Origin of the sequence: Motilibacter aurantiacus (genome assembly GCF_011250645.1) — a bacterium.
Taxonomy (GTDB): Bacteria; Actinomycetota; Actinomycetes; order Motilibacterales; family Motilibacteraceae; genus Motilibacter_A; species Motilibacter_A aurantiacus.
In genome coordinates this window covers 18,769-44,769 of sequence record NZ_JAANNO010000017.1, presented here as the reverse complement: position 1 = coordinate 44,769, position 26,001 = coordinate 18,769, and the positions used below count along the sequence as shown (strand labels likewise).

The following is a 26,001-nucleotide window of genomic DNA, read 5'->3' as shown; positions in this document are numbered from 1 at the left end:
AGCGCCAGGAGCCTGCTCAGCCCTTGCGGGACTGGCTCTTGATGCGGTTGGTCAGCTCGTGGACCTGGTTGTAGAGCGACCGGCGCTCCCCGAGCTGCTGGCGGATCTTGCGGTCGGCGTGCATGACCGTCGTGTGGTCGCGGCCGCCGAACTGCTGGCCGATCTTGGGCAGCGAGAGGTCGGTGAGCTCGCGGCAGAGGTACATCGCGATCTGCCGGGCCTGCACGAGGACCCGTGAGCGCGACTGGCCGCACAGGTCGTCCATCGTCAGCCCGAAGTACGCCGCGGTCTGGGCCATGATCGTCGCGGCGGTGATCTCGGGCCCCGAGTCGTCGGGGATGAGGTCCTTGAGGACGATCTCGGCCAGCGCCAGGTCGACACCCTGGCGGTTGAGGCTGGCGAACGCCGTGACCCGGATCAGCGCGCCCTCGAGCTCGCGGATGTTGGTCGAGATCTTGCTGGCGATGTACTCCAGCACCTCCGGCGGGGCCGCCAGGCCGTCCTGAGCCGCCTTCTTGCGCAGGATCGCGATCCGCGTCTCAAGGTCCGGCGGCTGGACGTCGGTGATGAGGCCCCACTCGAAGCGGCTGCGCAGCCGGTCCTCCAGCGTGACCAGCTGCTTGGGCGGCCGGTCACTGGACAGCACGATCTGCTTGCTCGCGTTGTAGAGAGTGTTGAAGGTGTGGAAGAACTCTTCCTGGGTCCCTTCCTTGTTCTCCAGGAACTGGATGTCGTCGACGAGCAGGATGTCCACGTCGCGGTAGCGATCACGGAAGGCCGACTGCCGGTCGTCGCGGATCGAGTTGATGAAGTCGTTGGTGAACTCCTCGGAGCTCACGTAGCGCACGCGGACGCCGGGGTAGAGGTGCGGGGCGTAGTGCCCGATCGCGTGCAGCAGGTGGGTCTTGCCGAGCCCGGACTCCCCGTAGACGAAGAGCGGGTTGTACGCCTTGGCCGGCGCTTCGGCGACCGCGACGGCAGCCGCGTGGGCGAAGCGGTTGCTCGCGCCGATGACGAAGGTCTCGAAGACGTAGCGCGGGTTCAGCCGTGGGGGCTCGGCCTCGCGGCGCACGCCCGGCTCGCGCCCGGTGCCGGGCCGGAAGGGGTCCGGGGGGATCGGCCCGGCCACCGCGCCGGGGCCGGGCGCCGGTGTGCCCGACGCGTTGCGGCCCTCGTGGCCGACGACGCCGTTGTGCCGGTCCGCGGGGGCGGGGACGGCGACCGGTGGCGCGGGCATGCCCGTGGAGTCCGCAGGCTCGGGGTAGGGCGGCGCGAGGGGGCCGTCGGCCGTGGCGTCGCCGGGCTCGCCGTCCTCGCCCAGGGTGAGGTCCGGGTCCACCGTCACCGCCACGCGCACGTCCTGGCCGAGCGCGCGGGCCAGGGTGGTCGCGAGCAGGCCGCGCAGCTCGGTCTCGAGCTGGTGCTTGGTGAAGTCGTTGGGCGCCGCGATCAGGGCGGTGCCGTCCAGCAGCCCGACCGCGCGGGTGAGCCGCAGGAAGGAGCGCGACCGCGGGGCGAGATCGGCCTCGACGACCAGCTCTTCCAGGGCCCGTCGCCACACAGCGGCCAGGTTCAGCGACTCGTCGGCCACCGGTCCTCCTCGTCATCCTGCACGCCCGGTAGCGCGCCGGCCGGCGTCCCTGTTTCCACAGCCGTGTCCACAGGTTGGGGACGGGCGGTACGGCGGACGACGCTAACAACGCGGGGCGGGTCGTTCAACCGCTCCTGGTCATCGGCGTCCGTCCGGGTGGCGGCGCTTCCTGCCCATGTCCAGCCCCTCGTTCCCGAGGAATCGTGCCCCGCTCCCAGCGTGTCGCCGGGGCGGTGCGGACCGTGCCGGGAGAGACTATGCGGCTGCCGTCGTCGCCGTGCGGCCGGTCCCCCTGTGGAGGACCGGTTTGACCGGCTGCGAGCAGCCCCCGTACCGTGGGTAGGTCGAGCAGTGCCTGACGGCTGCCCGAATCCTTCCGCTGTCCCGACGTTCTCGTCGGGTGCCGCGGGTGGACAGCTCCACCCGTCAGGCATCGGCCTTCCCCGGATCGGACGCAGGAGCCTCTACCCGTGAGCAAGCGCACGTACCAGCCGAACAACCGGCGCCGCAGCAAGACCCATGGCTTCCGGCTGCGCATGCGCACCCGTGCGGGGCGCGCGATCCTCGCCGCGCGGCGCGCCAAGGGCCGCGAGCGTCTCTCCGCCTGACGAGCCGTAGCGCCCGTCCGTGCTTCCGGCCGCTGCGCGTCTGCGCTCCCGCTCCGACTTCGCCCTCGCCCTGAGGCGCGGGCCCGGCAGTGGGCGCGGCGCGAGCCGCTGTGTCGTCGTCCACGTCCGGCTCCCGGACGCGGAGACGGCCGCGGCCGGCCCTGCGGACGCGTCCCGCGCGGTCGAGCATCCCAGCCAGCCGACGAGCGATGCGCTCGTCGGCTTCGCTGTGTCCAAGGCCGTGGGCAACGCCGTCGTCCGCAACGGCGTACGCCGGCGGCTGCGCGCGCTCGTCCGCGACCGGCTCGAGACGCTCCCGCAGGGGTCGCGCGTGGTCGTGCGCGCCCTGCCGGCCGCCGCGGCCGTGCGCTTCTCCGTGCTGGCCGAGGAGCTGGACCGGGCGCTGGGCCAGGCGATCCGGTCGGCGGGCCGCCCGGCACGGAGCGTCACGTGAGGACGTTGCTGCTGGGGGCGGTGCGGTTCTATCAGCGGTGGGTCTCGCCGATGACTCCGCCGCAGTGCCGCTACTACCCCTCGTGCTCCAACTACGCTTACACCGCTGTCGCGACCCACGGCGCACTGCGCGGGTCGTGGCTCGCAGCACGGCGCCTGGGCCGGTGCCATCCGTTCACGTCGGGGGGGTACGACCCGGTGCCGCCACGCTCGGCGGTGTCGCAGGACGCTCCGGCCTGACGGCCGGCACCGCACGCCCTCCCGCAGCCCCGACCCGCGCCAGCGCGCGATAGCCACCAGGAGACCCAGCACGTGGGCCAGATCCTCGCCCCGCTCGAGTACGTCGTCTCGAAGATCCTTCAGGCGTGGCACTCGGTGCTCACCGCCGCCGGGCTGCCCGAGGCGTCCGGTGTCACCTGGGCGCTGTCGATCGTCGGGCTCGTGATCGTCATGCGGATCCTGCTGATCCCGCTCTTCGTGCGCCAGATCAAGGCCCAGCGCGGCCTCCAGGTGCTGCAGCCGGAGATCAAGAAGATCCAGGAGAAGTACAAGAACGACCGCGAGCGGCAGAGCAAGGAGCTCATGGAGCTCTACAAGCGCACGGGCACGAACCCGTTCGCGAGCTGCCTGCCGATCCTGCTGCAGGCCCCCATCTTCTTCTCGCTGTTCCGGGTGCTGAACGGTGTCGCCCACGAGAACACGCCGCCGGGCTTCCCGCCCGAGCTGGTGGAGCCGGCGTACAACGCGGCGCTCTTCGGTGCCCGCATCTCCGACACCTTCCTCGGCACGAGCGACGCCTCGTCGCGGGTCCTGACCATCGTCCTGATCGTGCTCATGTCGGTGACGACGTTCCTGACCCAGCGCCAGGTCATGACGAAGAACATGCCGCCGTCGAGCATGGACAGCCCGTTCGCGCAGCAGCAGAAGATCCTGCTCTACGTCTTCCCGCTGGTCTTCGCCGTCTCCGGCGTCAACTTCCCGATCGGCGTGCTCATCTACTGGCTCACGACCAACGTGTGGTCGCTGGGGCAGCAGCTCTACGTGATCCAGCGCAACCCGACCCCCGGCTCGCCGGCCGCCATCGCCCTGGAGAAGCGCCGGGCCGAGCACGCCGGCCGAGCGACGGGCCCGTTCGGCTGGATCGGGCGGTTGTTCGGCCGTGGCCGCGACGAGGCGCCGTCCCTGCGCAAGGGGCCGGACGACGGCGGGTCGAGCGTCCCGGGCACGCCGGGGTCCCCGGCTCCGGCCGGTGGGCCTGCCGCCGGCGGTGCGAGCCGGACGGGCCAGCGACAGCAGCCGAAGCGCAACCAGCCCAAGCGGCAGCCGCGCAACAAGCGTTGATCCGGCGCCTTCGGCCGGCATCGGAAGAACTGGGAGCTTCTACGTGACCGAGACCACCAGCCCGACGGCGGGCGCCTCCGACGTCGAGGCGCAGCCCACCGACGACCGCGACCCGGCAGCGCCGGTCGGGCAGGACCGCCCGCGGTCCCTCGTGGAGCGCCTCGAGGAGGAGGGGGACATCGCCGCCGACTACCTCGAGGGCCTGCTGGACATCGCCGACCTGGACGGCGACATCGACATGGACGTGGAGGCGGACCGTGCCTCCGTGGCGATCGTCGGCCAGGACCTCGAGCACCTCATCGGCCGGGACGGCAAGGTCCTCGACGCACTGCAGGAGCTGACCCGGCTCGCGGTGCAGACGCGGACCGGGGACCGGAGCAGGCTGCTGCTCGACATCGGCAGCTACCGCGCCAAGCGGCGCGAGGAGCTCACCCAGGTGGGCAAGGAGGCTGCGGAGCGGGCCCGGTCCACCGGCCAGCGAGTCGCCCTTCCGGCGATGTCACCCTTCGAGCGCAAGGTGGTGCACGACGCCGTCGCCGCTGCCGGGCTCAGCTCCGAGTCGGAGGGCGTCGAGCCTGCGCGGCACGTGGTCGTCCTGCCGCTGGGCGCGTGAGCTCCCCGTCGGACGGTCTCACGTCGGCGCCCGTTCCACGTGGAACGGGCGCTCCCGTTTGGGCCGAGGGCGTCTTCGGGGAGCGCTTGGCGCTGGCCGCGCGGTACGTGGATCTGCTGGTCGGGCCCGGGATCGAGCGCGGCCTGCTCGGCCCGCGGGAAGCCGACCGGGTCTGGGACCGTCACGTCGGCAACTCGGCCCTCGTCGCCGACGTGCTGCCGACGACAGGTCGCCTGGTGGATATCGGCTCGGGCGCCGGCCTGCCGGGGCTGCCCATCGCGCTGCGCCGTCCCGATCTCGAGGTCGTCCTGCTGGAGCCGCTGCTCCGCCGCTCCCAGTTCCTCACCGAGGTCGTGACGGACCTCGGGCTGGCCAACGTGGTGGTGCTGCGCGGACGCGCCGAGGAGCAGAAGAAGCGGACGTACGACCTGGCAACCGCGCGTGCAGTGGCCCCGCTCGCAAAGCTCTCCCAATGGGCGCTCCCCCTTCTGCGCCGCGGTGGTGAGCTGGTGGCCCTGAAGGGGCAGTCCGCCGCGGAGGAGGTCGAGCAGGCCGGGTCGGTACTGACCCGGCTCGGCGCCACGGGATGGACGATCGAGCAGCTCGGTCAGCCGGAGGGCGACCTCGCGGCAACGGTGGTCCGGGTACGTAAGGGGGACCCGGGCGGCCCGTCGGGAAGCGAGAAGCGGGAGGAGCGCGCATGACGAGGCAGACCGGCCTGGGCTGGCCTTCCGCCGGCACCGGCACTACCGCGACTCCCGGGCTCGGCTGGCCCGTCCTGCTGGCCGCCGAGGCCGAGCTGCCGCCCAGCGGCGCGGCGGCATCGGGCGCGGAGGCACCGGGCGTGGAGTTCGCCGGCGAGGTAGCGGGCGCGGAGTTCGCTGGCGCGGAAGCGGCCGGGTCAGCCGCTGAGCCTGCTACCGCCCCCGAAGCGCACGACGAGGATGCCGGCACCGGCCCGCCGGTGGGGAGCGGGTCCCGGGCAGGTGACCCGTTGCGCGAGGAGACCGCCACCGTCGTCGAGGACGCTGCGGTCGACGCCGTGCCGCTCGGTGTCGTTTCGGTGGAGACGGGAAGGGCGCAGCCGCGCATCGGCCAGTCGACCGGGCGACTGCCCCGTGGTGGGCAGCCCGCCGTCGCCGGGGCGTCTGCTCAGCCCGAAGGGGATCCCTTTGGGGTTTCCCTCGCGGCAGAGCCGGCCGTTCCACGTGAAACTGAGAGCGAGGACGAGGACAGCACGGTGGAGGACCTGGAGTCGGTACCGCTCTACGCGGAGCTGGAGGCGGAGCGGCGGGGCAAGACGCCCTCGAAGCCTCCGCTGTACGGCGCCCCGCTGCCGTCGCCACCGAAGACCCGTGTCCTGACCATCGCCAACCAGAAGGGCGGGGTCGGCAAGACGACCTCCACGGTGAACCTGGCCGCGGCGCTCGCCTCCCAGGGCCTCGCCGTGGTCGTTCTCGACCTGGACCCGCAGGGGAACGCATCCACCGCTCTCGGTGTCGACCACCGGGCCGACGTCCCGAGCATCTACGACGTCCTGATCGAGGACCGCCCGCTGGCCGAGGTCGTCGTTCCGGTGGCCGAGATCCCGACCCTGCTCTGCGCGCCGGCGACCATCGACCTCGCCGGTGCCGAGATCGAGCTCGTCTCCCTCGTCGCGCGCGAGTCGCGGCTGCGCCGTGCCCTCGACGCGTACCTCGAGGCCCGCGCCGCCGCCGGTGCCCGGGTGGACTACGTGCTCATCGACTGCCCACCGAGCCTGGGTCTGCTCACCGTCAACGCGCTCGTCGCCGCCCGCGAGGTGCTCATCCCGATCCAGTGCGAGTACTACGCACTGGAGGGGCTCGGCATGCTGCTGCGGAACGTCGAGCTGATCCAGGCCCACCTGAACCCGACGCTCCACGTGTCGACGATCCTGCTGACGATGTACGACGGTCGTACCCGTCTCGCCGCCCAGGTGGCGGACGAGGTGCGCAAGCACTTCGAGGCACTGGTACTCGACACCGCGATCCCGCGCTCGGTGCGCATCTCCGAGGCCCCCAGCTACGGGCAGACGGTGCTGACCTACGATCCGGGGTCGAGCGGAGCACTCGCCTACCTCGAGGCGGCCCGAGAGGTCGCCCGGCGGGCTGCGCGACAGGAGGAGTCTGCGTGAGCGACCGTCGTCGCGGTCTCGGGCGAGGTCTGGGCGCGCTGATCCCCACGTCGGCACGACCGGAGCCGGTTGCCGCCGGCTCCGGCGAGTCCCCCGGCCCGCCCACGGACGGGTCCGCGCCCTCCGGGGCCGGCGTGGGCACGCCGGACGCCGCGGGTGGAGCCTCGGAGGGGAAGCCAGGCCGGCCAGCGGCTCCCGCCGACCCGCAGGCGGGTGAGCAGGCCAGCTCGCGGCCCGCTGGAACGGCCGAGGACGGCCAGCAGGAGCCTGACGCGACCGGTGCCCACTATGCCGAGCTGCCGATCTCCTCGATCAGCCCCAACCCGCGTCAGCCCCGACAGGTCTTCGACGAGGACGAGCTGGCCGAGCTGGCCGAGTCGATCTCGGTCGTCGGCCTGCTGCAGCCGGTCGTGGTACGCCCCGTGGGCGACGGGCGCTACGAGCTGGTCATGGGCGAGCGCCGGTGGCGGGCGTCCCAGCGCGCCGGTGTCGACGCGATCCCGGCGATCGTGCGCACGACCTCCGACGGCGATTTGCTGCGGGACGCCCTGCTCGAGAACCTGCACCGCAGCCAGCTGAACCCGCTGGAGGAGGCGGCGGCGTACGGCCAGCTGCTCGAGGACTTCGGGTGCACCCACGAGGAGCTGTCGAAGCGGCTCGGCCGCTCGCGCCCGCAGATCTCCAACACCCTGCGCCTGCTCAAGCTGCCGGCGGTGGTGCAGCGGCGCGTCGCCGCCGGGGTGCTCAGCGCCGGGCACGCTCGTGCGCTGCTCGGGCTCAGCGACCCAGCCGCGCAGGAGCGGCTGGCCCAGCGCATCGTCGCGGAGGGCTTGTCCGTGCGTGCGGTGGAGGAGATCGTCGCGCTCGGCAAGCGGGAGCCGGAGACGACGCCGCGGCGACGGCTCCGTCAGCCGGTCTCCCCGCGGCTCAGCGAGCTCAGCGACCGGCTGTCGGACAAGTTCGAGACCCGGGTCCGTGTCGACCTGGGTCGGCGCAAGGGCAAGATCGTGCTGGAGTTCGCCTCGCTCGACGACCTCGAGCGGATCGTGGGGATCCTGGAGCCAGGGGCGGAGTCCCCGCCAGGAGGCTGAGAAGGGGCGCGTGTCCGCTGCTGCGGCGGGCGCGCGCGAGCTGGACGGACGGAGTGCTTTCGTCGATGACGTACGTACTGCGCACCATGGCCACGGGCTCGTCGGTCACCGCCTGCCCTGTCCTCCCGCTCGTCGGGGGGAGGTGAGCCGATGTCCCGTCGCCTCGTCGCCGTCACGCTGGACAACCTCGACGACCTGCCGCTGCGCTGCCGGTCTTGCGTCTTCTGGGAGCTGGACCCGGTGGCCGCCGAGCGTGCCGTCCACTCGGGGGACACCGGGCTGGAGAAGGAGGCATGGGTGTCCGCGGCGCTGCTCGAGTGGGGCTCCTGCGGGAAGATCCTGTACGTCGACTCGGTCCCGGCCGGGTTCGCGCTGTACGCCCCGCCCGCCTACGTCCCGCGCTCCGTGGCCTTCCCGACCTCGCCCGTCTCGGCCGACGCGGTGCTGCTGGCCTCGGCCTTCGTGCTGCCGGAGTTCAGTGGCGGGGGGCTGGGCCGGATGCTCGTGCAGGGGGTGGCCAAGGACGTGGCCCGCCGCGGCGTACGCGCGATCGAGGCGTTCGGGGACGCCCGTCACGAGGGGCCGCACTGCCTGATCCCCGCCGACTTCCTGCTGTCGGTCGGGTTCAAGACGGTCCGCCCGCACCCGCGCTTCCCCCGGCTGCGCCTGGAGCTGCGCAACGCGCTCTCGTGGCGCGAGGACGTCGAAGTGGCTCTGGAGCGGCTGCTCGGGTCGATGGCGCCGGAGCCGGCCTTCCGCCCCGTCTAGCGGGGCGCCCCCCGCTCAGGCGGAGGCGGAGCCGAGCAGCTCGTCCAGGCGGAGGGTGCCGGTCGGGGCGTCGTCCTCCTGCGCCAGGTAGAGGCGCTGGACGGCGACCACGACGGCTTCGGCCACGGCGTCGCGGAAGGCGGGGTCGGAGAGCCGGGCCGCGTCGCCCGGGTTGCTGAGGTAGCCGACCTCGATGCGGACCGCCGGCATGCGCGTGAGCCGCAGCAGGTCCCAGGTCTTCGCGTGGGCGCGGCAGTCGAGCAGGTCGGTGCGGGCGACGATCTCGCGCTGCACGAGCCCGGCGAAGCGCTCGCCGACGGCGGAGAACGAGCCGCCGTGGGCGACGCCGTAGTAGTAGGTCGCGACGCCGGACGCCAGCGGGTTGCGCGCGGAGTCCACGTGGAGCGAGATGAGCAGGTCGGCCTGCAGCCCGTTCGCGAACGCCGCCCGGCCCGCCTCGTCGACCTCCCAGTCGACGCCGCGGGAGAGGTAGGCCACCACTCCGGTGGCGGTGAGCCGGCCCTCGATGCGCGCCGCGAGGTCCTCGACCACGGTCGCCTCGTCCAGTGCACCGGCGGAGGCGCCGCGGTCGGCACCGCCGTGGCCCGGGTCGATGACGACGACCTTCCCGGAGAGCCGGGGGCCGCGCGCCGCGATGTCGAGGTCCTCTCGCAGCGCGTCCGGCCGTCCCCCGCGGACCGTGCGGCTGAGCCGGTCGAGCGCCTTGAACGTCTTGGGCCCGCACGTGCCGTCGGGGACGAGCCCGACGTTGCGCTGGAACTCCCGCAGGGCGGCCTCGGTGCGCCGTCCGAAGATGCCGTCGACACGGCCGCAGTCGAACCCGAGCTCGAGCAGGCGCTGCTGCAGGGTCACGACGTCGTCGCCGGCGAGCAGGTGGCTGACGGCGTGGGTCAGGATGCGGTCCCCGAGCCGCCACCGCGCCTCGTCCAGGGCGCGGTAGGTCTGCGGGCCGACGATCCCGTCGACCGTGACGCCGCGCTGCTGCTGGAACGCGCGGACCGCGGCGTCGACCGCGCCGTCGAAGCGGGCGGACTCGAGGTCCGCCAGCCGGCCCTCGGCGCCGGGGGCCGGGGCCCCGGTGTCGGAGAGGAGGCCCAGCAGGGTGAGCTTGTGCCGGATCTCGGCGACCGCCGGCCCCGTGCTCCCCAGACGCAGCAGCGAACTCATACACGGCTCCGAAGGTCTCGCCGAAGGCATGTGCCTGCGGGGGAAAGCGGCATCCTAACCGGGGGCAGCAGGGGTCCTCGGGGTGCACACGCCGCGGTCGCGCGACCGTTCGGCGGCGCGCACTACCGGCGCACATCTGCGTACGCAGTGCTGCCGGAACGGGCGTCAGCGGCCGCCTGCGGGCGGCAGCGCCGCACAGACGACGGCGCCCCTTCCCCCCAGGGAAGAGGCGCCGCGGGCACAGGGGGAGGTCAGATGACGCCCTCGAGGTCCTTGAGGAGCAGGCGCTTCGGCTTCGCCCCCACGATGGTCTTGACGACCTCGCCGCCGGCGTAGACGTTCATCGTCGGGATCGAGACGATCCCGTACTGCGCCGCGATCGCAGGGTTCTCGTCGATGTTGAGCTTGACGACCTCGATCTTGTCGGCGTACTCCGTCGCGATCTCCTCGAGGATCGGGGCGACCTGGCGGCACGGCCCGCACCACTCGGCCCAGAAGTCGACGAGCACCGGCTTGTCGCTGCCGAGTACGTCGGTGGCGAAGGACGCGTCGGTGACGGTCTTCGTGGCGTTGCCCATAGGAGTCCTCCAGAAGGAATGTGCGGAAGCGGGCTCAGAAGGTGACGACGGCCTGCGCCGGGTCACCGGTCAGCTCGGCGTCCTCGAGGGACGTCAGGTAGCGCTCGGCGTCCAGCGCGGCGGCACAGCCGGAGCCGGCGGCCGTGATCGCCTGGCGGTAGGTGTGGTCGACGAGGTCGCCGCAGGCGAAGACGCCGGGCAGGTTGGTCCGGGTGGACCGGCCCTCGACCAGGACGTAGCCGTCCTCGTCGAGGCGGACCTGGCCGCGCAGCAGCTCGCTCCGCGGGTCGTGGCCGATCGCGACGAACACGCCGGTGACGTCGAGGGTGCGCTCGGCGCCGGTCTGGGTGTCGCGCAGCCGCACGCCCGAGACCTTGTCCTCGCCCAGGATGTCCACGACCTCGGAGTTGAGCGCCCACACGATCTTCTCGTTGCTGCGCGCCCGCTCCTGCATGATCTTGCTGGCCCGCAGCTCGGACCGCCGGTGCACGAGCGTCACGGTGCGCGCGAAGCGGGTGAGGAACGTCGCCTCCTCCATCGCGGAGTCGCCGCCGCCCACGACCACGATGTCCTGGTCCTTGAAGAAGAACCCGTCACACGTGGCACACCAGGACACGCCGTGCCCGGAGAGCCGCTTCTCGTTGGCCAGCCCGATCTCCCGGTAGCCGGAACCGGTGGCGAGGATGACCGCGCGCGCCCGGTGCTCGAGGCCCTCGCCGTCCACGACGGTCTTGATCTGCCCGGTGAGGTCGACCGAGACGGCGTCCTCGAGCTTGAGCTCGGCGCCGAACCGCTCGGCCTGCTTCTGCAGCATCTGCATCAGGTCCGGGCCCTGCACCCCGTCGGGGAAGCCGGGGTAGTTCTCGACCTCGGTCGTGTTCATCAGCGCGCCGCCCTGGGTCACGGCGCCCTCGAGCACGAGGGGCTTCAGCCCGGCGCGGGCCGCGTAGATCGCGGCCGTGTAGCCGGACGGGCCCGACCCGATGATGATGACGTCCCGCACGTCGCCCACAGTCTTCCGCCCCTCGTTCGTCCTCGCGCCGCGGCCACGCCGCGGAACGGGCCCCACGGCGTCGCCGGGAGGCTCTTGCTCGAACTGATCGTAGGGCTGGAGCATTCCCGGGGGTGCGCGCTCCCGCACGGCGTGGTGACGGGATCACTGGTCGATCGGCACGCTCAGCAACGGAGTGCGTACGGCCGACGGGGTGCACGGGGCGGCGACGACCGTCCCGGCCAGCCCGCCGGAGGACCGGGTCACGACGAGGAGCGCGGGACGGCCCTGCCACGTCCCCTCGTCGACCGCGACCACGGCGTTCCCGGCGGTGAGCATGGCGACGCACTCGGCGGACGGGGCGCGGCGCAGGGCCGCCTCCGGCAGGGTGCCGGCGGCGAGCTGCGGGGCCAGCCGGCGTACGCGCTGCTCGGTGTAGGCGGCGCCCGAGACGGTCGTGCGGCCGAGCGGCGCCGGTCCGGGCACCGCGGCGGCCACGTCCTCCCCACCCCCCGCCGAGTCGCGCGGGCCGTCGGGCGCCGTGCCCGCCGCTGCGCTCGGCGCGCCCGGCGCGGCGAGCGTCCCGGCGGGCCCGGTGGCACGTGCCTCCTGATCGGCCTTGAGCTGGGCCTGCGTCTGCGGGGCGACCGCCGAGCCCGCGTCGTCGCTGCCGCCGCCGCCCGGCGAGAGCACGGTCCCGAGGGCGAGCACGGCGACGGCGGCCACGCCCGCGGCGGCGGCCAGCGCGCCGACCCGCTGCCGGGAGGGCCGTGGGCGGCCCGGGCGCGCCGTCCCTGTCCGGCCGGCCGCGCGGTGCCGCCCTCGGGCCTGCAGCGGGACCGCGGCCGGCTCCTCGCCCGCGAGCGGGCCCGCGGCCTCGGCGGCGAGCGCCGCGTCGAGGCGGGCGGCCACGCCGGGCGGCATCTCCACCTCGGCGCCCAGCGCGTGCAGCCCCGTGTCGACCGCGGCCAGCTGCTCCTGTCGCTGCCGGCACGTCGCGCAGCCGGCCAGGTGGGACGAGGCGTACGCCGCCTGCTCCGCCTCGAGCAGCCCGGCGTCGAGGTCGGCGAGGTCGTTCAGGCCCAGGTGCCCGGGCCGTCGTTCGGTCGTCACCTGGCCCTCTCCTCCTCGACGTGGTCGCTCGTGCTTCTCTGGGACGCGGCGGGTGGTGCCGTCGTTCCGTCCCTGCCCGGTCCGGCGTCCGCGCTCCGGCCCGGCGCCAGCAGCACGGCGAGCCGGGCCCGCCCGCGCGAGCACCGGCTCTTCACCGTCCCCTCCGCGACGCCGAGCAGCTCGGCCGCGTCGCGGACGGCGATGCCCTGCACGTCGACCAGCACGATGGCGGCCCGCTGGTCCGGTGGGAGGGTCGCCAGCGCGGTGGCGATGTCGACCGCGTCCTCGCGCGCCCCCACCGGGTCTCCGGGCGCGGGGACGAGGTCCTCGCCGCTCTCCGCCGTGGGGAGCGGGACGGTGTCGCGGGCCCGGCGGCGGCGCGCCCGGTCCAGGCAGGCGTTCACGACGACCCGGTGCAGCCAGGTCGTGACCGCGGCTTCCCCGCGGTAGCCGCTCGCGCTCGATCCGCGCCCGGCGCGGAAGGCGGACACCAGGGCGTCCTGCAGCGCGTCGGCGGCCTCCTCCGGGTCGCCGGCGGTGCGCAGCGCGACCGCCCAGAGCCGGTTGCGGTGCCGGCGGACGACCTCGCCGAAGGCGTCCGGGTCGCCCTGACGGTGCCGGTCGAGCAGCTCCCGGTCGCTGGGTGCGTCGAGGACGTCGTCCGGGCTGCTGCCGGGGGTGTTGCCGGGGCCCACGGCCGCCTCCTCTCGTCTGCCCCATCCCACCAGGGCGGCGCCTGCTCGGCACCCGCCTTCGGCGGAACGCTCAGCCCGGCGGCCCGCTCGCCCCGGCGGCGACGGGCCAGCCGGTCACGGTCACCTCGCGGACGACGCCCCGGTAGTTCGTCGGGTCCTCGGCGGCGGGAGGCAGCCGGGTCAGCCATAGCAGGACGTAGCGGGCCGGGGGCGAGCCCGCGACCTCGACCGTGAGCCGCTCGCCGGCGCCCGTCACGGCGGCCACCGGCTCATCGACGGGCTCCTGCGCGGGCGGCTCCTCGGCGAAGAGGAAGACCTCGACGTCGGCCCCGGGCGCCAGGTCGGCCACGACCCGGGCGACCCGGGCGGGCGTTCCCAGGTCGACGAGGAGCCCGACACCGGGCTTGAGCCCGCCGAGGTCCGGGCGGCGGAAGTACGTCGCGGTGTCCCACGTCGTGTCCGGGTCCCCGTCGACCGCCCGGCTGCCGACCCCCTCGACCCCGTCACCGAGCGGGTCGAACCCGGAGGCGCCGGCTGCGCGCAGCAGGACCGGGGTGGGGGTGGGTGACGGCTCCGGTGGCGCCGCCCGTCGCGGGGCCGGCGGCGGGTCCGAGCGGGCGAGGTCCACGACCTGCCAGCCGAGCAGGGCCAGCCCGGCCGCGAGGACGGCCGCCGGGGCCAGGCGCAGGGCACGCACCCACCGGCTCGGCCGGTCGGGGGCGTGCGCCGGCCCTGCAGCGGGCAGGGCAGGCACGTCGAGGCCGGGCGCGTGGATGGTGTGCAGCGCGGCGACGACCTCGTCGGCCGAACGCAGCGGGGGCGCCCCGCGCCGGCCCGGAGGCAGCCCCAGCGCCCGGCAGGCCACGTCGTCCAGGTCCGGGGAGAGCCCGGCCCTGACCTGCCGGGGCGCCCACGCGGCTCCGTCGGCCGCCGGGGCGCGTTCGAGCCCGACGTCCTCGGGCCCGGGCCAGCGGGCGGTCAGGGCGGCGTAGAGCAGCGCCCCGCACACCTGGGCGGCGGTCGGCGAGCCCCCGGCGTGCGCCCGCGGGTCGGCCGCGGCCCAGTGGGCGTCGAGGCGTACGCGGGTCCCGCCCTCGGCGGGCAGCAGCACATCGGCCGGGCGCAGCGCGGGGACGGGGAGGCCGGCCGCCTCGACGGCGCGCAGCGCCTCGGCCACCCCGCTGGCGAGCCGGCCGGCGGCCTCGTCGGCGAGCGGCCCGCTGGCGAGCACCGCGTCGAGCCCGTCGGCCTCGACCCACTCGACGACCACGACGGCAGGGGCCTGACCCTCGGGGAAGGATGCGCCCGGCTGCCCCCACGCGACGGCCGGCTCGAGCACGTCGAGCACCCGGACGACGTGCGGGTCGACGACGGACGCGGTCGCCCGGGCCCCGCGCAGCAGCCGCTCGCTCGCGGAGCCGGCCGGCAGCAGGTGGACGACGACCGGGCGCGCCAGCACCTCGTCGATGGCCCGCCAGCGGCGCGCAGTGTCGGGGCGCCGGTGCCGGGCCGGCCGGGCGGGCGGCTCGTGCGTCGACGACGCGTCGGCGGCGGTGGGCATGGCCTCGCCGCCCAGGGCGTCCTCGAGGCGGTAGCGCTCCGCGACGAGGGTCCCGGACGGGACGGCAGGCGGCCGCACCGCCACATGCTAGGCGCGGGGGCGCGCCGGGACCGCGTCCTGCGACGGGTGTCGCTGCCCGATCAGCGCCGATGGCGGCCGCGGCCCTGCGGGCGGCCGCGCCGCCCCCCGGGCAACGAGCCCAGCAGCTGATCCAGCTCGCTGACCCGCATGCGGCGGGCGGCGAGCGCGAAGACCGCGACGAGCACGACGGTGACGGCGAGGGTCTGCACCACGGCGGCCGGGAGCGCGGACCCGATGGCCCAGCGCAGCGCCACCAGCACGGCCGCCCCGGCCGCGGCGGCCACCAGCACCGCGAGGACCAGCCGCACGTACGTCCGCACCACCCGGGCGCCGTCGATGCCGTCGAGCCTGCGGCGGGCCGACGCCGCCGTCACCGCGAGGGCGATCCAGTACGTCGCGGCGTAGGCGCCGGCCAGCCCGACCGTCTTCCAGCGCACCGGCAGGGCGGGCACGACGGCGAGGGCCAGCACGATGTTGGTCACCGTGACGATGCAGGCGATCTTGAACGGGGTCCTGGTGTCCTCGTAGGCGTAGAAGGCCCGCAGCAGCACGTGGTGCGCGCTGAAGGGGATCAGCCCGAGGGCGAAGGTGGCGACGAGCAGCCCGATGTAGGCGCCGGCGTCGGTCGTGAGGTTGTCCCCGACGCTGAACAGCACCGTGGTGACCACCGGACCGACGAGGACCAGCAGGGCGGCGGCGGGCACCAGCGCCGTGCCGATGAGGCGCAGCCCTTGTGACAGCTGGCGGCGGACCTCCCCGACCCGGCCGTCGGCCGCCGCCCCGGACATCGCCGGGAGCATCGCGGTGACGACCGAGACCGTGATCACCGAATGCGGAAGCATGAAGAAGAGGTATGCGTTCTGGTATGCGTTGTAGCCGACGCCGTAGTCGATGCCGGCCTCCTTCGCGGCGGAGTCCACGCCGGTGGCCAGCTGCGTCACCACGACGTAGGAAGCCTGGTTGACCAGCACGAACCCGATGGTCCACTTGGCCAGGCTCAGCGCGTGGCCGAGCCCGTGGCCGCGGAAGTCGAAGCGCGGGCGGTAGCGGTAGCCCGCCGCCCGCAGCGCCGGCAGCAGCACCAGAGCCTGCACTACTACGCCGATCGTCGTCCCCGCACCCAGGAACGCGATTTCCCCCGTCGAGAGGCTGTCCGTGTCGACGACGTCGACGCTGCCGAAGACCAGGAAGGCCAGCGCCATCGCGATGACGACGATGTTGTTGGCCACCGGGGCCCACATCATCGGGCCGAAGCTGCGTCGCGAGTTCAGGACCTGCCCGAGCATGGTGTAGACGCCGTAGAAGAGGATCTGGGGCAGGCACCAGTAGGCGAAGGCCACTGCGACGGCCTTGTCGCGGCTGCTCCAGCCCGTCGACGCGTAGGCGTCGATGAGCAACGGGGCGGCGAGCGTGGCGACCACCGTGATGACGAGCAGGCAGAGGGCGGTCAGCGTGAGCAGCCGGTCCGTGTAGGCCTGCCCCCCGTCCGGGTCCTCCTTGGCCGACCGGACGAGCTGCGGCACGAACACGGAGTTGATCACCCCGCCGATGAGCAGCAGGTAGACGATGTTCGGCACGGTGTTGGCCACCGAGTAGGTCGTGCCGACCAGCGCGGTGCCGATCGCCGTGGCGATGACGATCGAGCGGACGAAGCCGAGCAGCCGGGACGCGACCGTCCCGACCACCATCACGCTGCTGGACCGGACCAGCCCTCCGCCGCTCACGTGTCTCCTCCAGGGCGTTCGGGCGTGGTCACGCGCTCCTGCGCGGGCTGCGGGCTGACCCCGGCGTCCTCGTCGGCGACGGCGTGGTCGGGGGCAGAGTCGTCGGGAGCCGGGTCAGGTCCACCGGGGGCCCGGGCACCTCCGCGCCGGCGGCGCACGAGCCGCAGCACCGCCATGAGCACGAGCAGGGCCGTGGCCGCGACCACGACCACCGTCGCCGCGCCGCGGGCACCCCGGACCGACACGGTCACCAGCGCGGGCTCGCCGACGACCTGGCCGCGCGGGGTGATCAGGCGGACCGTGACCCGGACGTTGCCGTTGGCGTAGACCTCGGCGGGGACCTGGACGGTGGCGGTCTGCCCGGCCGCCACCCGGACCACCGGGGTGTTCCCCATGCGCAGCCGGGGCGGGCTGGCGGTGAAGGTGAGCGCCACCCGGACGGTGTCGGGCAGGTCGTTGACGACGGTGATCGGGACGTTCTGCGACCCGGGCAGCGAGATCCGCCGGTTGACGACGACGTGCACCTGGCCCGCCCGGGCCTCGAGCGTGCCGCGGGCGCGCCGGACGAGCGCGGGGCCGACCGCCCCCGCCGACACGGACTCCAGGCCCAGCCGCTCGCGCCGGTAGCGCCGCTCCGCCTTCTGCACCTCGTCCGTGCTCGCCAGCATCGACGCGAGCCTGGCCCCCTGGGCGCCGAGCGCGGTCACCGTCTCGAGGTAGCCGGGGTCGAGCTCGGCCGCCCTCGCCCGCCGCGGGTACGCCAGCGCCAGCTCCCCGGCCGCGTAGTCGCCGTCCGGGTCCTCGGCCGCGAGGTCGGCGAGCGGCGCCCGGGTGATCCAGCCGGCCGAGCGGACCGCGGAGTTCAGCGCCTCCAGCAGCCGGGCGTCCGGGGACCAGCCCCGGGCCGGCGCGATGAGCATGGTGCGGGCCGCGTTGGGCCGCTCGGCGGACTGCACCGCGGTCTCGGCGAGCAGCCGCTGCACGGCGAGGACGCGCTGGCCCGGGGTCGAGCCGCGCGCGCCGGCGACGCCCGTGGACGAGAGCAGCCGGTCCGCGAGCAGCAGCCCCTGGCCGGTGGAGGCCGTGCCCGTGGCCGTCGCCCGCGCGCTGGGGGTGTAGCTCGCCTCCGGGTCCTGCTCGACCGCGTCGGTGGAGACCACGAGGGTGCGCGCGCCCGCCGCGGCGTACGCGTCGGCCGTCGCGGTGTCGACCGCGCTGCGGGCCGGCCAGGCGACCGTCGAGGGGACGGCCGAGCCGAGCACGGCCGCGGCGGTGACGGCTCCCTCGGCCATGGCCGTCTCGAGCTCCCCGCCCTTGCCCGCGTGCACGAGAGAGGCCGCGTCGACGTCGCCGTACGGCAGCAGCAGCACCGAGCCGGCGTCGGCCCGCCGGCGCATCTCGGCGAGCCACGCGACGGCCGCGCTGCTCGCCGGGCGCATCACCCGCTGGCCGACGACGGCGTACGGCGCGGTGAGGGCCTGCACCTCCTCCAGCAGCATCGGGTCGACCGCGACGGTCCACCCGGCGGAGGCGTCGAGCAGGCGGCGCAGCCGGCCCGGCCGCCCGTCGGCGTTGTTGCCGACGGACGCAGCGAGCCGGTCGTCGAGGAAGGTGCCGTCCGCGGTGCGGTGCGGGACGTCGGTGAGCGGCCAGAGCCACGCGAGCCGGGTCGCGGCGGGCGTGGCCCCGGGGGGCGCCCAGGGGACGAAGGTGGTGACGAAGCCGAGCCGGTCCGGGCCGGTGGGCTCCGCGGTGTCGGTGCGCGTGCCCCGGGCCTCCACCGACAGCGCCCGGGCCCCGAACTCCCCGTCTCCCTCGAGCGCCGCTGCGGGCACCCGCAGGCTGAACCGGGCGGTCGCGCCGGCGGCGAGCCGCTCGGCCACGGGCGCCTCGGTGCCGGCGACGGGAGCCCCCTGCGGCTCGCCGGCCCCGGCGGCGTTGGCCAGCTGGACGCGGGCCACGAGCGGGACCGCGCCGGACCGGACCGTCGCCCGCACGGTGACGTCCTGTGCGGGCACCCGGGCCACGACGTACCCGCTGAGGGTGACGTCCCGGCCCGGGCCGGACACCGACGGCGTGACCGCGCTCAGCGTGACCGTGGCCTCCGCCTCGGCGGCCGGGGTCGCGCTCGGCTCGGCGGAGGGCTCCACGAGCGGTGCGGCGGCCCGCTCGGCCGCCGTGGGCGCGGCAGCGGTGGGGGCGGCCGGCAGCGTGGGGACGAGCAGGAGGACGGCGGCGGCCAGGGCGCGGGGGATCGCGGCGCCCGCCCACCGGCGGGAGGAACGGGGGCGTGCGGGGCGGGCGGCGGTCGGGCGGGAGGCCGTACGACGTCGCGAACCCCTCACGCGCTGTCCGCGAGCAACTGCTCGGCCGCGTCGACGAGCCGGCGCTCGCCGTCGTAGGCGAGCCGCTCCCGCAGCTCCTCGAGCGGGACCCACGCCACCTCGGTCACCTCGACGTCGGCGTCGGAGAGCTCACCGCCGCGCGCCTCGAGCAGGAAGTGGTGGACCGTCTTGTGGATCCGGCGGTCCTCGGCCACGAACCAGAAGTCGACGGTGCCCAGCGGGGCCAGGACGCGCCCGCGGATGCCGGTCTCCTCCTCGACCTCGCGCACGGCGGCGTCCTCGGTGGTCTCGCCGGCCTCGACGTGCCCCTTGGGAAGCGACCAGAGCAGCCGGCCGCGCCGGTCCAGCCGGCCGATGAGCGCGGCCTGCCGGCGCGGGCCCTGCAGGTCCACGACGAGCCCTCCGGCGGACGTCTCCTCCACCCGGGTGAGCCGCCGGCGCCCGGTGCGGCTCCCTCCGTCGCCGTCGGTCCTGCCGCCGCTCGCGGCGGCCCTGCCGGCGCGCGCGGCCCGGCGGCCACCGGCCTTGTCCTTGGGTGCGCCGTCCTTGGATGCGCCGTCCTTGGGTGCGCCGCTGTCGCTCGGCGTGGTGGCGCCGTCGCGCGGAGCGGTGCCGCGCGGGGAGGGCTCGTCCCCCGACCGGCCTCCCGACCTGCGGGCAGCACGGCTCCCCGCGGCGGCGCGGGACCCTCCCGCCCGCCGCGACCGCTCGTCGTCGCCCGGCGCCCGCGCCATGGATCGATGCTAACCGCGCTTCGGGCCGCTGGCCTGCGTCGGGAGCGCGCGTCGCCCTCTAGGCTTGAGCCCCGTGCCAGTGGCCCCACCGAATCTGCCGTCGGACCAGCCCGCCTCGTCCGCCGCCGGATCCGCCTCCCGCTCCGCCGCGGCGCCCGCCGGCGACCCCCGTCGACAGGCGGTCGCGGCGTTGCTGCGGGCCGCCCCCGTGACCGAGGAGCTCGGCCGGCGGTTCGCCGACGCCGGGCACCAGCTCGCGCTCGTCGGCGGGTCGGTCCGGGACGCGCTGCTCGGCCGGCTCGGGCACGACCTGGACTTCACCACCGACGCCCGCCCGGAGCAGGTGCTCCGCATCGTCAAGCCCTGGGCCGACGCCACCTGGGACGTGGGGATCGCCTTCGGCACGGTCGGCGCCCGCAAGGGCGGGTGGGACTGCGAGATCACGACCTACCGGGCCGAGAAGTACGACCGGGAGTCCCGCAAGCCCGAGGTCGCGTACGGCGACTCGCTCGAGGACGACCTGGCCCGGCGCGACTTCACGGTCAACGCGATGGCGGTCGCCCTGCCCGGCGCGCGCTTCGTCGACCCGTTCGGCGGCATCCAGGACCTCGAACGACGGGTGCTGCGCACGCCCGGCCGGGCCGAGGACTCCTTCGACGACGACCCGCTGCGGATGCTGCGAGCCGCCCGGTTCGCCTCCCAGCTGGGCTTCGGCGTCGACCCCGAGGCCGTCCGGGCCATGCGGGACATGGCCGAGCGGCTCCGCATCGTGTCGGCCGAGCGGGTCCAGGTCGAGCTGTCCAAGCTCGTGCTCGGCGCCCACCCGCGCCGCGGGCTCGCGCTGCTGGTGGAGAGCGGGCTCGCGGACGTCGTGCTGCCCGAGCTGCCCGCGCTGCAGCTGGAGATCGACGAGCACGCGCACCACAAGGACGTCTACGAGCACACCCTGACGGTGCTCGAGCAGGCGATCGCGCTGGAGGAGCGCTACGTCGGCGGCGGCCCCGACCTGGTCCTGCGGCTCGCCGCGCTGCTGCACGACATCGGCAAGCCCAGGACACGGCGGTTCGAGCCCGACGGCAAGGTGAGCTTCCACTTCCACGAGGTGGTCGGGGCCAAGCTGACCAAGGCCCGGCTCAAGGAGCTGCGGTTCGACAAGGCGACGATCGAGGACGTCTCCCGCCTGGTCGAGCTGCACCTGCGCTTCCACGGCTACTCCGGCGGCGAGTGGACCGACTCCGCGGTCCGCCGCTACGTCCGCGACGCCGGGCCCCTGCTCGGCCGGCTGCACGCCCTGACCCGCTCGGACTCCACCACCCGCAACAAGCGCAAGGCGGCGGCGCTGCAGGTGGCGTACGACTCGCTCGAGCAGCGGATCGAGCAGCTGCGCCAGCAGGAGGAGATCGACGCGATCCGCCCGGACCTGGACGGGACGCAGATCATGCAGATCCTCGGGATCGCGCCCGGGCCGCTGGTGGGCAAGGCCTACAAGCACCTGCTCGAGCTGCGCATGGACAACGGGCCGATGGAGCACGACGCCGCGGTGGCGGAGCTGATCAGGTGGCACCGCGAGCAGCAGCAGCCGCAGGGCTGACCCCGGCGATCCGGCCCTCGACGGGGTCCGGGCGGCGCGTGGTGACGGCGCCGTACCACCCGGCGGCGAGCAGGTAGCCGGCGCCGAGCCCCGCGGTCAGCAGTGCGGACCGGCCCGAGGTGGGGACGGCCGCGGCGGCGAAGGCGGCGGCCGAGACGAAGCAGACGTTGAAGACCGTGTCGTAGACGGAGAACACGCGGCCGCGGAACTCGTCGCTCACGGCCTCCTGGACCATCGAGTCGACGCAGATCTTCACCCCCTGCGCGGCCAGCCCGAGCAGCAGTGCCGAGCCGATGACCGTCCCCTCCCGCATTGGCAGGGCGAGCAGCGTGAGCTGGGTCAGCCCGGCCACCGCGAGAAGCGTCGTCACCCACGTGCTCTTGCGGGCGTGCGCCGTCACCTCGGGGGTCGCCAGCGCGGCGAGGAAATAGCCGGCCCCGCTGGCGCCGACCACCGTGGCCAGGCCGGCGATGGCGGCGTCGGTGTCGCCGGGGTCGTGCAGCGTGTTGCGGTAGAGCAGCAGCGTCGCGACCGTCCACAGCCCGTAGACCAGCCGGTGGGCCGCGATCGCCGTCAGGGCGCGGCGGGCCGCCGTGCGCTCGCGGATGTGCCGCCCGCCCTCGGCCATGCCGCGCGCGACCCCGTGCAGGGCCTCCTGCAGGTGCGGGGCCGGGCCGTCGAGGTCCGGGCCGAGCAGGTCGCGCTCCATGCGGGCGGCCAGCGCGGCTGCCCCGGTGGACGTGAGCGCCGAGGCCACGAGGACGCCCGCCGTCGCCGCCGTGCCGTCGCCCAGCACGGCCCGGATCGCGAAGGCCAGGGCCGCGCCGAGCAGCGAGCTGACCGTCCCCGACGTGGTCGAGACGCTGTTGGCCATGACCAGCTCGCGCCCGGGCACCACGTGGGGGAGGGCGGCCGACAGCGCCGACAGGTAGAACCTGTTGACCGACAGCACGAGCAGGCCGACGGCGTAGAAGCCGGCGCCGGCGTAGTCCAGCGCGACCAGGGCCGCGAGCACGAGCACCAGCAGCGCCTTGAGCAGGCTGGCCACGACGAGGATCTGCCGGCGGCGCCACCGGTCGAGCAGCACACCGGCGAACGGCCCGACCAGGCTGTACGGCAGCAGCGTCACCGCGAACGCGGTCGCCACGTCCCCCGCCGTGGCCTGGCGCTCGGGGGAGAAGAAGACGAACGAGGTGAGGGCCACGGTCGTGGCGCCGTCGGCCGCCTGCGCACAGAGCCGCGTCGCGTAGAGCTTGCGGAAGCGCGGCCCCTCGAGCACGTCGACGAGGTCGCCGACGAACGAGCCCGGCCGTGGCATCGGGCCACGATAGGTGACACGGCGGACGCCGAACGGCCCGGCTCCACAGGGGGAGCCGGGCCGTTGCGGTCGAGCGCCGGGACGCGGATGCGGTGCTGGCGTCAGCCGATCGACAGAACCCGCGCCGCCTCCGGCGCGTCCGTGCCGGTGGGGGTCGGCGTGCCGGTCGGGGCCGTGGTGAACGCCGCCGGCTTCAGCCGCCAGACCGCGCCGTCGCTGCCCGGCAGGCCCATGCCCTCGGCGGTCGCGATGCCGAAGGCCGAGGTGTAGACGTCGCCGTTGGGGGACACCGCGACGCCGGCGGCGAACGGGACGGCGGCGACCGTGCGGGTGCCGTTCGGCGCCAGCTTCGTCACCTGGCCGGGGAAGGCGTGGGAGCCGCCGAAGAGCTCCGCGGCGTAGATCGAGCCGTCGGCGCCCACCGCCACGCCGGTGATGGTGGTGAAGCCGCCGTACGTCTGCAGCAGCGTGCCGGTCGGGCTGTACTTGCGGACGCTCGCGTTGCCGGGCACCTCGCCACCGAGGTCGCCGACGTACACGTTGCCGGCCGCGTCCTGCGCGATGGAGGTCGGGACGCTGTCGAGGCCGGGGGCGTACTCCGGGATGACCGCGAACGTCGTGACCTTGCCGGCGGGCGACACCGAGAGCACGGTGTTGCCGGCCGCGTCGACCACGAGCGTGCGGTTGGCCTGGGCGAGGACCGCGTACGGGTTGGACTCGACCCCGTCGCCGTCGGGGTCGTTGGCGACCTCGTAGGCCGTGACGTCCGCGAGCTGCTTGTAGTTGCCGCTGCTGCCGTGGCCGGAGAAGAGCTTGCCCAGCTGCGGGGCGAACGGGGCGGGGGTGATCTCCGGCGGGGCGAACGTCGTCGCGAACCAGACCTTGCTGTTGATCGCGGCGACGCCGTCCACGCCCACGGCGCCGGAGCCGTCGCGGCCGGCCACCGAGACGATGCCGTCGATGACGCGGTCCGGCGTGCCGTTCACGGTCTTCTCGGGGCGCTTGATGCGGATGATCGAGCCGGTCTCGCCGAGGCAGGTCGCCGTCTCGCCCTCGCCGATGCACTCGTCGCCACCGCGGCCGGCCTCGGCGACGTACATCTCGCCGCGGCCGTCCCAGCTGATCTGGCGGGGGTTGTCCAGGCCGCCGAGAACGACCTCGTGGTCGGCCCACGGTGCCTGCGGCTCGTCCTCGGCCGCGGCCGAGGCGGCCGTGCCGGTGACGGCGGCGAGAGCGGACAAGGCACTGATCGTCGCGATCGCGGCCTTGCGGTGACGATATGTCATGAGCGTTCTCCAAGGACTTCTGCGGCGGGCTCTCCGCCCCTACCGGGGTGCCTGCGTCGGCACCCGCACGGGGGAAGTGAGGGGATCATGCCCCGCCAGATACGCCGTCGGGTCGGCGAATGCGTGGAAGTGGTACCAGCACCACCCGCAATTGCCGGCAAGGGTGACGCCTCGGGAAAAGCGGGCATTGCGTGGCGTTGGCCGACGGTGACGATGCGCTGTCCTCGGGAACCGTGGCTCATGAGCCCGGGGCCCCGTGGAGAGTTGTGCTCGCCGGAGCGAGCACGGCTTCCCACGGCCTGCCGCCGCCGACCGGGACGCGCCGAGGCCCGGCACCCCTAGGGGTACCGGGCCTCGCGGGCGGTGTCTCAGCGCTCGACGTTCCCCAGGATGAAGTCCTCCACCTGCGCACGCGCCACGTCGTCGGCGTACTGCACCGGCGGCGACTTCATGAAGTACGACGCCGCGGACAGGATCGGGCCGCCGACGCCCCGGTCGAGGGCGATCTTCGCCGCGCGGACGGCGTCGATGATGATGCCGGCCGAGTTCGGGGAGTCCCAGACCTCGAGCTTGTACTCGAGGTTCAGCGGGACGTCGCCGAAGGCGCGGCCCTCGAGGCGGACGTACGCCCACTTGCGGTCGTCGAGCCACTGCACGTAGTCCGACGGGCCGATGTGCACGTTGCGCGCGCCGAGGTCGTGCTGCAGGTTCGAGGTGACGGCCTGCGTCTTGGAGATCTTCTTGGACTCCAGGCGCTCGCGCTCGAGCATGTTCTTGAAGTCCATGTTGCCGCCGACGTTCAGCTGGTACGTCCGGTCGAGCTGGACGCCGCGGTCCTCGAACAGCTTGGCGAGCACGCGGTGCGTGATCGTCGCGCCGACCTGGGACTTGATGTCGTCGCCGACGATCGGGACGCCGGCGTCGGCGAACTTCTGCGCCCACTCCGGGTCCGAGGCGATGAAGACCGGCAGCGCGTTGACGAAGGCGACCTTCGCGTCGATCGCGCACTGGGCGTAGAACTTGTCCGCGTCCTCGGAGCCCACGGGCAGGTACGACACGAGCACGTCGACCTTGGCGTCCTTGAGCGCCTGGACGACGTCCACCGGCTCCTCGTCGGACTCGGTGATCGTCTGCGTGTAGTACTTGCCGAGGCCGTCGAGCGTGTGGCCGCGCTGCACGGTCACGCCGGTCGGCGGGACGTCGGAGATCTTGATGGTGTTGTTCTCGCTCGCGAAGATCGCGTGGGCGAGGTCCTGGCCGACCTTCTTGGCGTCGACGTCGAACGCGGCGACGAACTCGACGTCACGCACGTGGTACGGGCCGAACTGCACATGCATGAGGCCGGGGACGCGCGCCTGAGGGTCGGCGTCCTTGTAGTACTCCACGCCCTGCACGAGCGAGGCGGCGCAGTTGCCGACCCCGACGATCGCTACGCGTACGGAACCCACGCTGATCTCCTAGTTCTTGGTGCCCGCGCCGGACGGGGAGCCGGTCACGTCGTTGTGTGAGTGGATGTCGAGCTTCTGCAGGCTGTCCGGCACTGCAGCCCCGTCGACGGGGGGAAGCGTCGTGGGCGGCGCCCCTTCGCGCTCGCCGTCGATCAGCTCGTTGAGCCACCGGACCTCGCGCTCCACGGACTCGAGCCCGTGGTTCTGCAGCGCGAGAGTGTAGGAGTCGAGCCGCTCACGGGTGCGGGCGAGTGACCCGCGGACCCGCTCACGGCGCTCCTCCAGCCGGGAACGCCGGCCCTCGAGCACACGCAGCCGCGTCGCCGCGTCCGTGTGCCGGAAGAACGCCAGGTGGACGCCGAACCGCTCGTCCTCCCACGTGTCCGGCCCCGCCTCGGCCAGGAGCTGCTGGAACTGCTCCTTGCCCTCCGCGGTGATGCGGTAGACGATCCGCGCGCGCTTGCCCGCGAGAGCCGGGCTCGGCGCCGACCCGTCGGAGCCCGCGCCCTCGGGCGTGTCCTCCGCGATCAGGCCGGAGTCGAGCATCTTGCGCAGCGCGGGGTACAGCGAGCCGTAGGAGAACGCCCGGAAGGTCCCCAGCAGGGCGTTGAGCCGCTTGCGCAGCTCGTAGCCGTGCATCGGCCCCTCGTGCAGCAGGCCGAGGACGGCGAGCTCGAGCACGCCGCTGCTCCTCGTGGCCATCGTCGCTCCTGCCCGGTCTGGATGCT

24 protein-coding genes are annotated in these 26,001 nt (G+C 74.4%); 10 read left to right on the top strand and 14 right to left on the bottom strand.

What is annotated here, in order from left to right; all coding sequences use genetic code 11:
* Positions 1-16: 16 nt before the first annotated feature.
* Positions 17-1,570 carry a chromosomal replication initiator protein DnaA gene (gene dnaA / locus G9H72_RS19250; protein ID WP_166174205.1) on the bottom strand — a complete coding sequence of 518 codons (1,554 nt, stop codon included), beginning with the start codon at positions 1,568-1,570 and terminating at the stop codon, positions 17-19.
* 491 nt (positions 1,571-2,061) lie between these two features.
* On the opposite strand from dnaA, the gene rpmH reads away from it, so the two are divergent.
* The 9 genes from rpmH (at position 2,062) to G9H72_RS19205 (ending at position 8,620) form a co-directional block, all read left to right on the top strand.
* Positions 2,062-2,199 carry a 50S ribosomal protein L34 gene (rpmH, locus tag G9H72_RS19245; protein WP_166174189.1) on the top strand — a complete coding sequence of 46 codons (138 nt, stop codon included), beginning with the start codon at positions 2,062-2,064 and terminating at the stop codon, positions 2,197-2,199.
* A 19-nt stretch (positions 2,200-2,218) separates the two neighbouring features.
* Positions 2,219-2,653: a ribonuclease P protein component gene (rnpA, locus tag G9H72_RS22040; protein ID WP_166174187.1), complete on the top strand. Its 435-nt coding sequence runs from the start codon at positions 2,219-2,221 to the stop codon at positions 2,651-2,653.
* Positions 2,650-2,892: a membrane protein insertion efficiency factor YidD gene (gene yidD, locus G9H72_RS22035; protein WP_166174185.1), complete on the top strand. Its 243-nt coding sequence runs from the start codon at positions 2,650-2,652 to the stop codon at positions 2,890-2,892. Before rnpA ends, yidD begins: the two co-directional genes overlap by 4 nt.
* 72 nt (positions 2,893-2,964) lie before the next feature.
* Positions 2,965-3,993 (top strand): membrane protein insertase YidC, encoded by a 1,029-nt coding sequence (yidC, locus tag G9H72_RS19230; protein ID WP_166174183.1) that lies wholly within the window; start codon positions 2,965-2,967, stop codon positions 3,991-3,993.
* A 151-nt stretch (positions 3,994-4,144) separates the two neighbouring features.
* Positions 4,145-4,606, top strand: coding sequence for a Jag family protein (locus tag G9H72_RS22680; RefSeq protein WP_407939610.1), 462 nt, complete (start codon positions 4,145-4,147; stop codon positions 4,604-4,606).
* Complete coding sequence (rsmG, locus tag G9H72_RS19220; RefSeq protein WP_166174179.1) at positions 4,603-5,310, top strand: 16S rRNA (guanine(527)-N(7))-methyltransferase RsmG; 708 nt, start codon at positions 4,603-4,605, stop codon at positions 5,308-5,310. Before G9H72_RS22680 ends, rsmG begins: the two co-directional genes overlap by 4 nt.
* Before the next feature lie 407 nt (positions 5,311-5,717).
* The gene (locus tag G9H72_RS23240; RefSeq protein ID WP_407939609.1) at positions 5,718-6,761 is read left to right on the top strand and encodes a ParA family protein; all 1,044 of its coding nucleotides are present in this window, start codon (positions 5,718-5,720) and stop codon (positions 6,759-6,761) included.
* Positions 6,758-7,852: a ParB/RepB/Spo0J family partition protein gene (locus tag G9H72_RS19210; RefSeq protein ID WP_166174177.1), complete on the top strand. Its 1,095-nt coding sequence runs from the start codon at positions 6,758-6,760 to the stop codon at positions 7,850-7,852. The genes G9H72_RS23240 and G9H72_RS19210 overlap by 4 nt, the downstream gene beginning before the upstream one ends.
* Positions 7,853-8,002: 150 nt before the next feature.
* A complete protein-coding gene (locus G9H72_RS19205; protein ID WP_166174175.1) occupies positions 8,003-8,620 on the top strand; it encodes a GNAT family N-acetyltransferase in 618 nt (205 codons plus the stop codon).
* A 15-nt stretch (positions 8,621-8,635) separates the two neighbouring features.
* On the opposite strand, the gene G9H72_RS19200 is transcribed toward G9H72_RS19205, so the two are convergent.
* From G9H72_RS19200 to G9H72_RS23515, 9 genes are all read right to left on the bottom strand, one after another.
* Positions 8,636-9,808: an N-acetylmuramoyl-L-alanine amidase gene (locus tag G9H72_RS19200; protein ID WP_166174173.1), complete on the bottom strand. Its 1,173-nt coding sequence runs from the start codon at positions 9,806-9,808 to the stop codon at positions 8,636-8,638.
* A 251-nt stretch (positions 9,809-10,059) separates the two neighbouring features.
* Positions 10,060-10,386 carry a thioredoxin gene (trxA, locus tag G9H72_RS19195; RefSeq protein ID WP_166174171.1) on the bottom strand — a complete coding sequence of 109 codons (327 nt, stop codon included), beginning with the start codon at positions 10,384-10,386 and terminating at the stop codon, positions 10,060-10,062.
* Positions 10,387-10,420: 34 nt separating this feature from the next.
* Positions 10,421-11,398: a thioredoxin-disulfide reductase gene (trxB, locus tag G9H72_RS19190; protein ID WP_407939607.1), complete on the bottom strand. Its 978-nt coding sequence runs from the start codon at positions 11,396-11,398 to the stop codon at positions 10,421-10,423.
* Positions 11,399-11,542: 144 nt separating this feature from the next.
* Positions 11,543-12,490 carry a hypothetical protein gene (locus G9H72_RS19185; RefSeq protein ID WP_166174167.1) on the bottom strand — a complete coding sequence of 316 codons (948 nt, stop codon included), beginning with the start codon at positions 12,488-12,490 and terminating at the stop codon, positions 11,543-11,545.
* Positions 12,487-13,185 (bottom strand): RNA polymerase sigma factor SigM, encoded by a 699-nt coding sequence (gene sigM / locus G9H72_RS19180; protein ID WP_166174165.1) that lies wholly within the window; start codon positions 13,183-13,185, stop codon positions 12,487-12,489. Before sigM ends, G9H72_RS19185 begins: the two co-directional genes overlap by 4 nt.
* A gap of 70 nt (positions 13,186-13,255) precedes the next feature.
* Entirely contained in the window at positions 13,256-14,824 is a 1,569-nt protein-coding gene (locus tag G9H72_RS19175) for a protein kinase family protein (protein ID WP_166174163.1), read from the bottom strand.
* A gap of 62 nt (positions 14,825-14,886) precedes the next feature.
* Positions 14,887-16,551, bottom strand: coding sequence for a murein biosynthesis integral membrane protein MurJ (gene murJ / locus G9H72_RS19170; protein WP_166174161.1), 1,665 nt, complete (start codon positions 16,549-16,551; stop codon positions 14,887-14,889).
* Positions 16,548-18,896, bottom strand: a complete 2,349-nt coding sequence (locus G9H72_RS19165) for a DUF6049 family protein (protein ID WP_166174159.1) — start codon at positions 18,894-18,896, stop codon at positions 16,548-16,550. Before G9H72_RS19165 ends, murJ begins: the two co-directional genes overlap by 4 nt.
* Complete coding sequence (locus G9H72_RS23515; protein ID WP_407939608.1) at positions 18,893-19,318, bottom strand: NUDIX hydrolase; 426 nt, start codon at positions 19,316-19,318, stop codon at positions 18,893-18,895. Before G9H72_RS23515 ends, G9H72_RS19165 begins: the two co-directional genes overlap by 4 nt.
* A 502-nt stretch (positions 19,319-19,820) precedes the next feature.
* Between G9H72_RS23515 and G9H72_RS19155 the strand changes: the two genes are divergently transcribed.
* Positions 19,821-21,221 carry a CCA tRNA nucleotidyltransferase gene (locus tag G9H72_RS19155; protein ID WP_231127524.1) on the top strand — a complete coding sequence of 467 codons (1,401 nt, stop codon included), beginning with the start codon at positions 19,821-19,823 and terminating at the stop codon, positions 21,219-21,221.
* On the opposite strand, the gene G9H72_RS19150 is transcribed toward G9H72_RS19155, so the two are convergent.
* The 4 genes from G9H72_RS19150 to G9H72_RS19135 all read right to left on the bottom strand — a co-directional run bounded on the left by G9H72_RS19150 (position 21,184) and on the right by G9H72_RS19135 (position 25,975).
* Entirely contained in the window at positions 21,184-22,539 is a 1,356-nt protein-coding gene (locus tag G9H72_RS19150) for an MFS transporter (RefSeq protein WP_166174155.1), read from the bottom strand. The two genes, G9H72_RS19155 and G9H72_RS19150, sit on opposite strands and share 38 nt — an antisense overlap.
* 101 nt (positions 22,540-22,640) lie before the next feature.
* A complete protein-coding gene (locus G9H72_RS19145) occupies positions 22,641-23,825 on the bottom strand; it encodes a ScyD/ScyE family protein (RefSeq protein ID WP_166174153.1) in 1,185 nt (394 codons plus the stop codon).
* A gap of 368 nt (positions 23,826-24,193) precedes the next feature.
* Positions 24,194-25,273, bottom strand: coding sequence for an inositol-3-phosphate synthase (locus G9H72_RS19140; RefSeq protein WP_166174151.1), 1,080 nt, complete (start codon positions 25,271-25,273; stop codon positions 24,194-24,196).
* A gap of 9 nt (positions 25,274-25,282) precedes the next feature.
* On the bottom strand, positions 25,283-25,975 hold the full coding sequence (locus tag G9H72_RS19135) for a PadR family transcriptional regulator (RefSeq protein ID WP_166174149.1): 693 nt from the start codon (positions 25,973-25,975) through the stop codon (positions 25,283-25,285).
* Positions 25,976-26,001 lie beyond the last annotated feature (26 nt).